Below are 13,082 nucleotides of genomic sequence, written 5' to 3'. Positions count from 1 at the left end.
CGCGAGAGTGTACTGCACTGTCGCGCAATGGGATACGGGCACAGATGAGCGCATGAAGATCCATCGGAGGCAAAGGTAAGCAGACGCTTTCAATCCAATGTTACCAAAACATTAATATAATTTTAAATGTATATTTTAGACCTGCTATACCTTAGCCAGGGCCTGCTCAATGTCCTTTATTAAATAGTCGGCATCCTCTAGTCCGATATAAAAGCGCACCAGGTTGAAAGGGAGTTTGCCTGAGTACTTCGCCTCTTTGTTATAGTAAGCGGCTGCCGGATAGATCAGCGACTCATGCCCACCCCAAGAAGCGGCCATCAGGAAATGCTGCAAGCTGTTACAGAAATCCTCTACCCGCTGCATGTCATCAGTTCTGAGGGCAATCGTGAACTGCCCCGTGTTGTTGCGCAGTTGTTTTTTGGTCAGTTCATACTGTGGGTTCGAAGGCAGGAAAGGGTAATAGATCTTCTCGACCTTCTCCTGCTTTTCCATCCAGGCCACTACCTTCCGGGTCGTTTCGGCGACGCGTTCCATTCGCACGGGCAACGTGCGCAGTCCGCGTATAAGCAGCCAGGCGTCCTGCGGTGGCAGAATGGCGCCGAGTGTCATAAATTCCCCTCCAAATATTCTGTTGATCATCTCTCGACTACCACAAATGACCCCGCCCATCGTGTCGGAGTGCCCACCGATGTACTTGGTGCAGGAGTGCACGACCAGGTCCACACCCATTTGCAAGGGGTTTTGGTTAAGCGGTGAGGCAAAGCTATTGTCGATGATGGTGCTGCAGCCATGCGCCTTTGCAAGTGCCGCAATAGCTGCTATATCCTGCTGCTCGAAGGTAAAGGAATTGGGGCTCTCCAGGTATAGCAACTTCGTGTTAGGCCGCATGGCCTGGCGGTAATTCTCTGTGTCAGTGCCCTCCACCATGGTTACTTCCACACCAAACCTTGGCAAAAAGCGGGTCATCAACATATTCGTCCAGCCGTAGGGTTTATCAATCGACACTACATGGTCACCTGCCTTTAGCTGCGAAAGCACTGCCGCAGAGACGGCCGCTATCCCGCTTCCAAAGGCAATGGCATGCTCCGCTCCTTCCAGCGCAGCCATCTTTTTCTCGAACATGGTCACAGTGGGGTTGTTGCCGCGGGTATATAGGTATGACTCCGCCTCATTCTGGAGCATTCGCCGCATCTCGTCCACTGTTTTGCTGGCGAAATTGCTGGTCTGCAGGATGGGAGGCGTCACTGCATTAAAGTACAGTTCCCGGTCTTCGCCCAACTGGTTGAGGATGTAAGATAGGTCCATGGTATAAGGGTTTATCCCCCTCTTGTACTCTTATTTTGAGCTTCGGGTTATCAATGTTTCCTTTCACAATTACCTCTCTTTTACAGGTATAGGCATGACCAAAACCTGCCTTTAAAGCAGCCACTGCAACAGCATTTTACGGGCATAGAAAATATTTTTACACTAGATCACAAAACACTGATTATCAGGCTAATAAAATCAATAAAACACAGCATTTATACCTGAAAATTGCAACTGTTAGCAGGCTAAAAATGTTGTAAATACATGAAAGAGAAAGAAGAAGAAAACATCATATCCATGTATCCGGAAGAGCAGAAACAGCTGGACAAGGAATGGTATAAATCCATCCCGGCGCAGGTGTTTCTAAACTACTTTTTCGCGATCAATTACCACCTCGACCACTATGAAGGGATGGGTCTGCAGCAGCTGGCTTACTTTAAGGATGTACCTGCTGCGTTATCTGATGAAGATCTGGAAGCGGTGAAGAAACTGTTGCTCAACAGCTGGAACACAGAATATGCTCTGCGCACCACAGCCGAACTGGGCGATGAGAACTATATCCGAAATGCCCTGCACTGGACGTTTCCGCAGGCTTACTATACCGTGTTTGCAAGTTTGCAGGCTTTCCTGCATACCCGCCAAATCAAGACCAGCAACGAGTCGCTGGTGATGCGCGAGGCAGGCCGCCTGATCGTGAAGAATGCTTACCCACAGGCGATGAGCTTCTATGCATCAGGGCATTACGATGACTTCCGCATCAACCGGTTGCCGCTGGCGCATTACAAACCAGGTTTGCAAATTGCGGGCAAGGAGCTCGAAGCGCAGTCGCAGATCGGTCAGTTTCTGAAGACCACACGTCGCATGAAGGCTAAATCTGTGCGCCAGCAGGTACAGGCTAATCCGAATACCGCCATCCGTAGCAGCCGTACCGGTGAGGTGTTGCAGAAATTTGGTCCTCAGCATTGGCAGCAGCTTACCTGGCGCATAGGCTATACCACATTGTTCGACTTGCTGGCGAGGTTGCGCATCTCCAGCTCACACCGCGAGATCGAGCGCTTCGTGCAGTCCGATATCGACTTCAAGCTGTTCCACGACTCGCTGCTTCAGATTGTGAGCTACCTGAACGGTATACATGAGTGCTATGTAGCGCAGGCCATGAGTCTGCAGCAGTACGAGGCCTTTGTGCAGGAACTGCCGGCCTATCTGCAGAACTCGTTTGTGGCAGCCAGACTGCAGGATAAAGTAAAACCGCTTTTGCAGGACGACGAGCAGCAACTCCGCACCGCTGCTTAAGTCCGATTTATTCTACTACATATATGGGAGCCCCGGCAAGTTTTGCTTGCCGGGGCTTTTTTTGTCTGAATCTTTACATAGGGCCCCTACCCCAAGGATTTACAGGATTAAAGAATTGACAGGATTATCGTGCACGATTAACATCCCCCTACCTCCTTCAAAGGGGGACTTCTGCTACTGCCAGTTGTTAAGTATAAGTCTTATTGTGACTATGACAGGCCACTGACAGGTATAGCAAGGCTAACTTGCACTGGACCTACGAAGCAGATCGCCTTTGCCAGGTGCACCATTACGACACTCCACTGTTCGAGCGTTCAGCGAGTTTGGAGGGTCTTGACCTTTTTGCTCACTTTTTGTGTCAAGACAAAAAGTGAGGCCCGCCCGGCCAGGGCAAGCTATAAAACAAGTAAGGTTGCTATACCTACAACACGCAGTTGAAACACAGCAAGGTATAATCAGCTATACCTGGGCCAGAGGCCCCACCATAGTAGTCACGAGCGAGGACGCTCGCGCCATAGGACATTGCCCGGCGCACAGGCGAAGCTATGAAACAACGTAGTTCGCGATACCTGCAACAGCCGTGACTACAAAGCATAGCCCATGCACAATTACAACTCCCTACTCCATTTCTTTACCATAACCTTCCTAACCTTTAACAATCACTAATTAACCTTTTAAAAGCTGCCGATAATTTAGCAATTTTGCAGTTTATATATAACAGTCACCTTTAGTACTAAAATCGCATGCAACTCAGCGAACAGGAACTACGCAGACGCCACGAGCGCGAAGAGCTGGAGAAAATGGGCATTAACCCATATCCATCCGAAACATTTGAAGTGACGGCCACGGCCAAAGAGATAAAGGAGAATTTCGATAAGGAGAAGAACAACTACCAGGAAGTAACTCTGGCTGGTCGCTTGATGAGCCGCCGCGTAATGGGCAAAGCCTCGTTTGCTGAGCTAATGGACAGCACCGGTCGAATCCAGATCTACGTTTCCCGCGATGACATTGCCCCGGGCGAGAACAAGGACATGTACAACACCGTGTTCAAAAAGATGCTCGACATCGGTGACTTCATCGGTATCAAAGGCTATGCTTTCATCACACAGGTAGGCGAGATTTCGGTACACGTAACGGAGCTGAAGGTATTGACCAAGTCGCTGCGTCCGCTGCCAATCGTGAAGCGTGAGGTTGATGAGAACGGCAACGAGATCGTGCACGATGGTTTTACAGACCCGGAACTGCGTTATCGCCAGCGTTACGTGGACCTGATTGTGAACCCACACGTGCGTGAGACGTTCCGTAAGCGTACGCAACTGGTAAACTCCATGCGTTCTTACCTGACAAATCAAGGCTACCTGGAAGTAGAAACTCCTATTCTGCAGCCACTGTACGGCGGTGCGGCGGCGCGTCCGTTCAAGACGCACCACAACACGCTGGACATGACGCTATACCTGCGCATTGCCAACGAGCTATACCTGAAGCGCCTCATCGTGGGTGGTTTCGACGGTGTGTTCGAGTTTGCCAAGGACTTCCGTAACGAAGGTATGAGCCGTTTCCACAACCCGGAGTTCACGCAGGTGGAACTGTACGTAGCCTACAAAGACTACAACTGGATGATGGACCTGGTAGAGGAAATGGTGGAGAAAGTAGCCATGGATCTGCACGGCACCACCAAAGTACAGGTAGGTGAGAACATCATCAACTTCCAGCGCCCATGGAAGCGTTTCACTATGTTTGAGGCCATCGAGCACTTCACCAAGATCGATATCTCAGAAATGGAAGAGCCGGAACTGCGCCAGACAGCCGAGTCGCTAGGTATAAAAGTGGATCCGAAACTGGGCAAAGGCAAGATTATCGACGAAATTTTCGGCGAAACCTGCGAGCCATACCTGATTCAGCCGACTTTCATCACGGACTACCCGGTGGAAATGAGCCCGTTGGCGAAGAAGCACCGAGACAAGCCGGGTTTGGTAGAGCGTTTCGAAGCGATCTGCAACGGCAAGGAAATCTGCAACGCTTTCTCTGAATTGAACGACCCGATCGATCAGCGCGCCCGCTTTGAGGAGCAACTGGAGCTTGGCAAACGTGGCGACACCGAGGCCATGGTGCTCGACGAAGACTTCCTGCGTGCGCTGGAGTATGGCATGCCGCCAACAGCCGGTTTAGGTATAGGCATCGACCGCCTGAGCATGATCATGACGAACTCGCATTCCATCCAGGATGTGCTGTTCTTCCCGCAGATGAAGCCGGAGAAGAGAGAAGAGTAGAAAATCCTCACAAAAATAACAGAAATGGCCCGCTAAGGTATAGCGGGCCATTTCTGTTTTATAGTCGCCGACATCCTGCCGGTTGCTCTTTAGTAGCTGTCTCCAGTATCGTACTTGTCTCTGTTTTCGCCAGACAGGCTGCTTTTCACCTTATTTGTCACATCTTTCAGGCTTACTTCTGCCTTACTGATCCATGACTCAGTTTTAACCCTGCCAGTGCCTAGTTTCTCGTTGATGCCGCGGCCTACCCAGGCGGCGGAGTCTGACAGGCGGCGACGGGTAATGCGGCCACTGTCGGGCGCCATCAGTATACCTGCCAGCACACCTACGCTGGCGCCGGCGAGCAGGCCCATGGCGACCCCCAAGGTGCCGCTGCTCTCCCCATGCGAGCCGGAGGAAGAGTCCTTACGACTGCCGCTGCTATACACAGTACGCTGCTGCGTTTGCGGCTGGTGTTTGGGCTCCCGAACTGAAGAATGTGTTACGTTTCCGCTCGATTCTTTGCCTACGTAGCTGTGTGTTGAGGAAGATCGTGGGGTGTTGCTGTATGTGCTTTTGGACTCTCCCAGGCTGCTGTAATCCGTTTTCGTTCTCATAGTCTTCTTAGGTTATATGTGAATTCTTTCTTGCCAACTTCTTATATGCTCTAAAATAATAACGGGAGTAAAGTCCGAAGGTTAGCGCAATTCAGCTCAAAAGGCCCTAAAAACAAAGGCCCGCCCCGGTTAGGGACAGGCCATTCATCTTTTCAAAGTTAGTCTTCGCCTCAGCGGGCACATATGCCCCGGGCGTGAGCTAAGCTTTTCGTATAGTTCCTGAAAGGGCTATGTACTAAACGTTAGTTACTGAAGATCCACCTGTGTTTGTTCCAGCAGATGAGCCAGTAGAGCCAGTTGATGAAGAGGAAGTATTGCCACCAGTAGTGCCGCCAGTGTTGCCACCGTTTTTGTTAGCACTACCCATTTTGTTCATGGCTTCGTTGCTCATGTTCTTGATTTCGTCAAGGCCAGTCTGCAGGTTTTTCTCAAGGTCTTTGCTCAGTTTGTTAGCCCACTTTTTGATACCAGTTCTAGTCTGCTCACCGGTGTCCGGAGCCATCAGTAGACCTGCAATTACGCCAGCGCTAGCGCCTGCCAACAGGGCAAGCATTACTTTTCCGCTATTATCTTTCATAGTTTTGTTTATTATAAATTGTTGGATTTGTTTTCTTTAATTTCAACTGTTGACCTAATAACGAGGAAGCCATGTATTAAGTTATAACTATACTACAGTTTTATACTATACTGCACCTAATTAACGAAAAAAAAGCTCAGCAAAACACTTTGCTGAGCTTTTAATTACGATCAGTGTGTTATTACAAGTCTCTGATCACCTTCATGATTTCGTTTTTGGTTTTGCCTAATTTCTGCTGCAAACGCCCCCAGAGTTCATCTTCCTGACCTTCCACATAGGTCAGGTCGTCTTCGGTGAGCTCTGCGTAGTTCTGCTTCAGTTGGCCTTTAACATCGTCCCAGGATCCGCGCATCACCAGGCTGCTGCCATCGTCTGTCACCTTGTTGCTCTCGAGCTTGTCCATCAGGTTTTTCACGGTGCGCTCCAGGTCATCACCTGCTTTGCTTAATGTTCTTTTCAGGCTGTCGCGTGTGTCCGGGCCATTATTGGGGGCCAGCAGTATACCTGCCGCTACGCCTATTCCAATACCGGCCAGCGTGGCCATCAAAATCTTTCCTTTCTCGTCGTTCATGTTGTTTATCATGTTCTGGTGCTGTTTATTTGATAAGGCTTGGTTTCTTGAAATAGAAAGTATCGTCCTTATACTTATATTCGATTTATTTTACGTTCCATTACATACGGGGTCGTGCATACTTAGTTTGCAACATGTCACTCCCCTCCGACCACCAATAAGTGCGTATAAACGATAAAGAATAAAACACTATGAAAAAAACAGCTTTCGCAACGGCCTTCTTGGCTCTGACTGTCTTCTACTCCTGCAAAAACAGCGAAATACCCTGTATCGATCAAGCGAAGATTAACCCTGATCAAATGTGCACCATGCAGTACGACCCGGTATGCGGCTGCGACGGAAAAACCTATGGTAATGCCTGCACAGCTGACCGCTCCGGCGTGACTTCTTATACCAAAGGCGAGTGCGCCACTAAATCCTAAGCTATACCTGGCATGACTGAGAAGAAATATTTCAAGCAGACCAAGCCCTTCCGGGTACCTACCACGGACGGAAAGCTGATAGAAGAACATTTCGGCAAGGCCTCTACCCACACCGATGCCTTCAGCGTGGCCCACATGGTAGCGCCACCGCACTGGGGCGAGCCGCATCAGACGCCAGAGTTCGACGAGATCACGATCGTATTGCGCGGCCGAAAGTTAATTGAGATTGACGGAGAGGAAGTGGAGGTGGAAGCCGGCGAGTCCATCCTGATCAAAGCCGGATCCCGCATACGCTACGCTAACCCTTACGACGAAGAAACTGAGTACTGGTCCGTCTGCGTTCCCGCCTTCGACTTCACCAAAGTACATCGGGAGGAAGATTGATTTGGGAATGGGGAGATTTATAGCTGTACTTTAAAGCAAAGCTATAAGTTACCTTGGGTTTCGCTTACTTTTCACTTAATTCAAAAGAGCAAAACATCAAAAAAAAGCCCCTGACGCATCTAGCGCCAGGGGCTTTTTTTATGTCAAGGATTTGAGAGATTCAGTTTCAAATCTTCACATCTCCAAATTTTCAAATTTAAAAACTAAGACTGCTTATTGAGCATCTCTACCACACTCTCGGAGATACCCATGTAAGAGAAGCCGCCGTCGTGCATCAGGTTTTGCATGGTCACCATGCGGGTCAGGTCCGAGAACAGGGTGATGCAGTAGTCGGCGCAAGACTCAGCTGAAGCGTTGCCAAGTGGCGACATCTTGTCAGCATAGTCATAGAACGCGTCGAAGCCACCCACGCCGGTACCGGCTGTAGTTTTAGTTGGCGACTGCGATACTGTGTTTACACGCACCTTCTTCAGGTTACCGAAACGATGACCGTAGTTGCGGGCAATCGACTCAAGCAATGCCTTGGCATGCGACATGTCCGTATAGTCTGGAAACACACGCTGGGCTGCTATGTAAGAAAGAGCTACAACCGAACCCCACTCGTTCATGGCATCCTGCTTCTCAGCCACGTGCATCACTTTGTGGAAAGACAGCGCCGAGATGTCCAGTGTCTTTTGGAACCACTCGTAGTTCAGATCGCCATAAGACTTGCCTTTGCGGATGTTCGGGCTCATGCCGATAGAGTGCAGTACGAAGTCGAGTTTACCGCCTAAAATCTCCTGTGCTTTGGCGAACAGGTTTTCCAGATCCTCTACAGAAGTGGCATCAGCAGGTATAATCTGCGCGTTGCAGGCTTCTGCCAATTTGTTGATCTCCCCCATACGCATCGCGATCGGAGCGTTGGTCAACACAAACTCAGCGCCCTCTTCCTTGGCACGCATGGCCACTTTCCAGGCAATAGACTTTTCGTCAAGCGCTCCGAAAATGATTCCTTTCTTTCCTTTAAGCAGATTATAAGACATGTATTTGTCAGGTTAATGTTTTAAAATTTCATGATTCCCGCCAGTTAGGTATAGCCCGCGGAAATTACGCAGCAATATAGCAATAACTAGGTATAACTCAAGTTCAAAGCAGCCATCATTCACATAAGCCCGCTCCTCTATTCATCCCTATCCTGTTTCAGAATTGAGCTTCTCAGCAAAGGGCGGCTTTAATTGAGTTTACAGCGACAGCAATTCTTTGGCGCTCTTATAGGCGCTTGCACTTGGGTTGGCGCCTGCAATCATGTGGGCAATTTCATCCACACGCTCTTTCTCACTCAGCTTTTTAATACGGCTGATCGTGCGGTCTTCAGTGTCATGCTTGTACACGAAGTAATGCGAGTTGCCCTGCGCTGCGATCTGAGGCAAGTGCGATATAGCAATGATCTGGTGCTTCTGTGCCATCTGCTGCATCATCTTGCCTACTTTCACGGCCACCTCACCGGATATACCTGTGTCAATTTCATCAAACACGATAGTTGGAAGAGCCGTTTTGTCGGCCAGCATGTACTTGATGCTCAGCATCAGGCGGGAGAATTCACCACCTGAGGCTGCCTTCACTAATGATTGCGGCTGTGCTCCTTTGTTGGCGCTGAACAGAATGCTGATCTCGTCGGTGCCGGTAGCAGTTGGCGCGGCGGCTTTATGCTGAATGACAATGCGGGCGTTCGGCATTCCGAGTTCGGCCAGCAAGGTATAGAGTTCCTTTTCGAACTGGCCAAACGAGGCTTTACGACGCTCCGAAAGCACAGCAGCTTTCTCCAGCATTTCCTTCTCCGCCTCTTTCATGGCTTTCTCGGTGCTGGAAAGAGCATTGTCCAGGTTGAGGACACTGCCTACTTTGTTTTCGAGTTCGCGCTGTATTTCGAGGAGCTCTGCAATGGTCTGCACCTGGTGCTTTCGCTGCAAGGTATAGATGGTGTTCAGGCGCTCCTGCACCTCCGTAGTGCGGGCCGGGTCTGCTTCCGTGCGACGCTCTGCATCTTCCAGTTCACCGGCCACGTCGTTGAGCTCGATCATGCAGCTCTCAGTGCGCGTGCGCAACTCTTCATATTTTGGGGAGAAAGCAGCCAACTGATTGATCAGCTGCACGGTGTCTTTCAGGGCCGAAGTGATGTTGAACTCGGATTCCGTCAGGAACTGCACCGCCTGGGTCAGCTTCAGTTTGATGTCTTCTGCGTTCTCCAGTTCCTTCAGTTCTGTCTCCAGCTGCTCCTGCTCGTCTTGCTGCAGGTTGATCTCTTCGAGTTCGTTGAGCAGGAAAGTGTTGTAATCCAGCTCCTTCTGCGCTTGCGCCAGTTGGTCGGTCAGTTTTTTATAGTCGCCATCCAGCTTCTTATACCTGCGAAAAGTCTCGTTGTAGTCTTTCAGGTATGAGAGGTTGCCCGCATAAATATCCAACGAGGTGTTGCCGGCATAGATATCGAGGATATTGAGCTGAAAGCTCGTATCGCCCAGCTGCAGGGTGTCGTGCTGCGAGTGGATATCCATCAGGTTCTCCCCTATTTTTCGGAGCACATCCAGCGTTACCGGCGTGTCGTTCACAAAGGCGCGTGACTTTCCGCTCGGGCTGATCTCACGGCGCAGAATGCACTGCTCATCAAAGTCCAGGTCTTCGGCCACAAACACCTCTTTGAGGTTGTACTGCGAAATATCAAACACCCCCTCAATCACGCACTTCTGCTCCTGGTTGAAGAGTAGTTTGGAATCAGCACGGTTACCAAGCAGCAGTCCGATGGCGCCCAGCATAATGGACTTACCGGCACCGGTTTCGCCGGTTATAATATTGAGCACCGGCGATGGATTCATTTCCAACTGCTCTATCAGTGCGTAGTTTTTTATTTTAAGATCAATCAGCATAAAAAAGGTCAAAAGACACCAGACAATAGGTATAAGCCTTTTTGCCCATGCTTCGTTCGATAATTCTATTGTTAATTTTATTCAGTTAAACTGAATGCACTGCGATCAACTCTTTGCTTTCCAAATACGATATAGTATGAACACCATCATAATAGTAGACCCAAATGCGCTACTAATTAAAAAGCCCTTCCAGAGTGGTGTATTGAGTGTCTCTCCACTTGCTGTATTTTTACTCCCTTCAAATATTCCCGCAATTCTTTCTTAATCGTTATGAAGGAGTTCAAGATTATAAAGCTGAATGACAGAAAATACAAATAAGAGCAAAAAAAGAACAAAAATAACTAATAAGCCTAATTCACTTTTCCTAGTCACGAGTTCTCTTCTAATAAGGTGCTTCTATGTCGTAAATCACTTCTTCCACGTCCGCTACAGGTATAGTGTGCCTGCTGCGTCGGCCGTCGAGCAACTCCAGTTCTTCAGCTGAAACATGCTGTAGCACGCCCTGCACCACCACGCGGGTTCTCAACACCACCTGCACCGTCTGCTGTTGGAGCAAATCGGGCAGATGATCGGCCAATTTGTTTCGATTGATTCTTATCTGGCGTTTGCCCATAGGTATAGCGTACAGGTATAGCCATCCGCCCCGTGAAGATACGCGCTTTCTGTGAAATTTGGAAAAGGCTTAGCGCTGGAGAAGTACTTCGTATTTGGTGTTGTTGGTAGGGTCCACCTGCGTGAGCAAGGTATAAGCGTCCTGCTTATCGGCTGGAGCGGCGGTTTTGAAAATATTCACCAGTTCATCGGACTTGGCTTCAAAGAAAGAACGGATCACCGCCGCGCCGGGCTTTTGCTGCGATATCTTCTGGATGTTCCTTAACACATCGAGCGTCGCCTTGCGGGCTTTCTCCGGGTCCTGCACCATCAGGTCCATCCCCTGGCGGTGCATGGTATAGATGCCCTCCCGAAACGGTACAAACACCGGGTCCTGCATGTTGTCGATCATCCAGTAGCGGTTTCGGTTCCCCTCAAACGGACGCCAGCCCGGAAAAATAGAGTTCTGTGAAGCTGCCAGGTTCAGGATGCCACGCGCCCGGTCAAAAGAAGGCGAGCCGCCCAGTTTGGCAAAGCTGTCGTTATCCATCCCGATGATCATGTAGGCGTAGTAAGCAAGCATGGCCGACAAGTTGCCGGTAAAGTTATTTTCGGCAAAGTCGAGGGGTTGTGCTTCGTTAAACTGGAAAAGCCAGTCGCGGTCGATAAACGAGAAAAGTGTGGATTCGTAGCCGGTACCGTAAGCTGGCCGTACCGACACAACCTGCACATTGGCCCGGAAAGTACCAACTTCAGGCATCTCGGTCAGGTTGATCAGGATGCGGCACTTAATGCGCTCATCTACTCTGTAAGTTTGGTTTGTCCAGCGGCGGTTGTTCATGAACTCGAAAATGCGGTTCTGCATTTCGGTGAACAATTGCCGGTCTGCAAAAGCTACTTGTTCGCTGTTAACCACCACATCGCACTGCAGCTCCTGGGCGCGAGTTCCCAGGGCCATTCCCATCACACACAGCAAAACAAACAGTCGCTTAAACATAGAGTCTCTCCCAGATCAGGTTGACGATATCCTGTGCCACTTCGCTTTTGTGCTTCAGTTCAAAAGCTGTGGTCGTATCTTCCTCAATAATAGTGATTTTATTTGTATCGTGCTTAAAACCAGCGCCCGGATCATTTAGCGAATTCAGCACGATCATGTTCAGGTTCTTCTTTCTCAGCTTCTCGCGGGCATTGCTGTCTTCGTTATCCGTTTCTAGGGCAAAGCCTAAGGCAAACTGGTTTTCCCGCTTCTCTCTGCCGAGCGCAGCTGCTATATCAACGTTCTTCACGAGTTCAATCGTCAGTTCGGAACCGGCTTTTTTTATCTTTTTGGTAGCAACGACTTTGGGTTTGTAATCGGCTACGGCGGCAGCAAATACCCAAATATCAGCTGCAGGAACCAGCTGTTTTACGGCCGCATACATTTCATCGGCTGTCGTGACAGGTATAACCGTTATACCTTCGTGCTGTGCCTGCAGGTTAGTTGGGCCAGCCACGAGCTTTACTTGTGCGCCCCGACTGGCAAAGCACTCGGCCAGTGCATAGCCCATTTTGCCGGTCGAGTGATTGCCGATAAAGCGCACCGGATCAATCGGCTCATACGTTGGGCCGGCGGTCAGCATCACGGTTTTGCCCTCAAACAGTTTTTCCAATGCCTGAAAAGTGGTTTTCTAGTACGCGAATAATTTCCTCGGGCTCTGCCATACGCCCCTGTCCTACCAGTCCGCTGGCCAGTTCGCCATACCCTGCTTCAATAATGGAGTTTCCATACCCTCGCAGTTTGGTGAAGTTGGCTTGCACTGCCGGGTGCCGGTACATGTCCAGGTCCATGGCCGGAGCCACAAACACCGGGCAACGTGCCGATAAATAAGTGGCTGATAATAGGTTGTCACATAACCCGTTGGCAAATTTGGCAACCGTGTTGGCACTGGCAGGCGCTACCACCATGGCATCGGCCCAAAGACCCAGCTCCACGTGGTTGTTCCAGACACCCTGCTCGTTGAGCACAAACTCGGTGAGCACCGGCCGTTTGGAAAGGGTCGCCAGCGTGAGCGGGGTTATAAAGGCAGAAGCAGAAGTGGTCAGGATTACCTGTACTTCTGCTTCTGCTTTTACGAGTAAGCGGACCAGCATGGCTGCCTTATACGCAGCTATACTCCCGCAAACTCCCAATACT

The 13,082-nt window shown here is 49.9% G+C and carries 14 protein-coding genes; 4 read left to right on the top strand and 10 right to left on the bottom strand.

The features are described from left to right. Positions 1-144: 144 nt before the first annotated feature. Positions 145-1,305, bottom strand: coding sequence for a PLP-dependent aspartate aminotransferase family protein (locus L1278_RS07690; RefSeq protein ID WP_253402547.1), 1,161 nt, complete (start codon positions 1,303-1,305; stop codon positions 145-147). Positions 1,306-1,569: 264 nt separating this feature from the next. Between L1278_RS07690 and L1278_RS07685 the strand changes: the two genes are divergently transcribed. Then, positions 1,570-2,598 (top strand): hypothetical protein, encoded by a 1,029-nt coding sequence (locus tag L1278_RS07685; protein WP_253402545.1) that lies wholly within the window; start codon positions 1,570-1,572, stop codon positions 2,596-2,598. Positions 2,599-3,341: 743 nt separating this feature from the next. Beyond that, positions 3,342-4,868 carry a lysine--tRNA ligase gene (gene lysS, locus L1278_RS07680; RefSeq protein WP_253402543.1) on the top strand — a complete coding sequence of 509 codons (1,527 nt, stop codon included), beginning with the start codon at positions 3,342-3,344 and terminating at the stop codon, positions 4,866-4,868. An 89-nt stretch (positions 4,869-4,957) separates the two neighbouring features. Here the strand turns inward: lysS and L1278_RS07675 are convergent, their stop codons facing one another. The 3 genes from L1278_RS07675 to L1278_RS07665 all read right to left on the bottom strand — a co-directional run bounded on the left by L1278_RS07675 (position 4,958) and on the right by L1278_RS07665 (position 6,624). After that, complete coding sequence (locus tag L1278_RS07675) at positions 4,958-5,464, bottom strand: YtxH domain-containing protein (RefSeq protein WP_253402541.1); 507 nt, start codon at positions 5,462-5,464, stop codon at positions 4,958-4,960. Positions 5,465-5,699: 235 nt separating this feature from the next. Next, complete coding sequence (locus tag L1278_RS07670; protein ID WP_253402539.1) at positions 5,700-6,041, bottom strand: YtxH domain-containing protein; 342 nt, start codon at positions 6,039-6,041, stop codon at positions 5,700-5,702. Between the two features lie 181 nt (positions 6,042-6,222). Then, positions 6,223-6,624, bottom strand: a complete 402-nt coding sequence (locus L1278_RS07665; protein WP_371927327.1) for a CsbD family protein — start codon at positions 6,622-6,624, stop codon at positions 6,223-6,225. A 179-nt stretch (positions 6,625-6,803) separates the two neighbouring features. Here L1278_RS07665 and L1278_RS07660 point away from each other — a divergent pair, with 179 nt between their 5' ends. Next, a complete protein-coding gene (locus L1278_RS07660; protein WP_253402537.1) occupies positions 6,804-7,034 on the top strand; it encodes a Kazal-type serine protease inhibitor family protein in 231 nt (76 codons plus the stop codon). A gap of 12 nt (positions 7,035-7,046) precedes the next feature. Beyond that, a complete protein-coding gene (locus L1278_RS07655) occupies positions 7,047-7,418 on the top strand; it encodes a cupin domain-containing protein (RefSeq protein ID WP_253402535.1) in 372 nt (123 codons plus the stop codon). 203 nt (positions 7,419-7,621) lie between these two features. Here L1278_RS07655 and L1278_RS07650 read toward each other — a convergent pair whose 3' ends face one another. From L1278_RS07650 to L1278_RS19630, 6 genes are all read right to left on the bottom strand, one after another. Next, positions 7,622-8,440 carry an enoyl-ACP reductase gene (locus tag L1278_RS07650; RefSeq protein ID WP_253402533.1) on the bottom strand — a complete coding sequence of 273 codons (819 nt, stop codon included), beginning with the start codon at positions 8,438-8,440 and terminating at the stop codon, positions 7,622-7,624. 198 nt (positions 8,441-8,638) lie between these two features. After that, positions 8,639-10,318: a DNA repair protein RecN gene (gene recN, locus L1278_RS07645; protein WP_253402531.1), complete on the bottom strand. Its 1,680-nt coding sequence runs from the start codon at positions 10,316-10,318 to the stop codon at positions 8,639-8,641. A gap of 382 nt (positions 10,319-10,700) precedes the next feature. Further along, a complete protein-coding gene (locus L1278_RS07640; RefSeq protein ID WP_253402529.1) occupies positions 10,701-10,931 on the bottom strand; it encodes a hypothetical protein in 231 nt (76 codons plus the stop codon). Positions 10,932-11,000: 69 nt separating this feature from the next. Continuing rightward, positions 11,001-11,906, bottom strand: coding sequence for a DUF4835 family protein (locus L1278_RS07635; protein WP_253402527.1), 906 nt, complete (start codon positions 11,904-11,906; stop codon positions 11,001-11,003). Continuing rightward, on the bottom strand, positions 11,899-12,558 hold the full coding sequence (coaBC, locus tag L1278_RS19635; protein WP_371927326.1) for a bifunctional phosphopantothenoylcysteine decarboxylase/phosphopantothenate--cysteine ligase CoaBC: 660 nt from the start codon (positions 12,556-12,558) through the stop codon (positions 11,899-11,901). The genes L1278_RS07635 and coaBC overlap by 8 nt, the downstream gene beginning before the upstream one ends. Then, positions 12,542-13,039: a flavoprotein gene (locus L1278_RS19630; RefSeq protein ID WP_371927325.1), complete on the bottom strand. Its 498-nt coding sequence runs from the start codon at positions 13,037-13,039 to the stop codon at positions 12,542-12,544. Before L1278_RS19630 ends, coaBC begins: the two co-directional genes overlap by 17 nt. Between the last annotated feature and the right edge of the window lie 43 nt (positions 13,040-13,082).

The sequence above is a fragment of the Pontibacter sp. HSC-36F09 genome (assembly GCF_024171605.1).
Taxonomy (GTDB): Bacteria; Bacteroidota; Bacteroidia; order Cytophagales; family Hymenobacteraceae; genus Pontibacter.
Note: the sequence above shows the minus strand (reverse complement) of the source record. Positions and strands in the feature narration are given on the sequence as shown.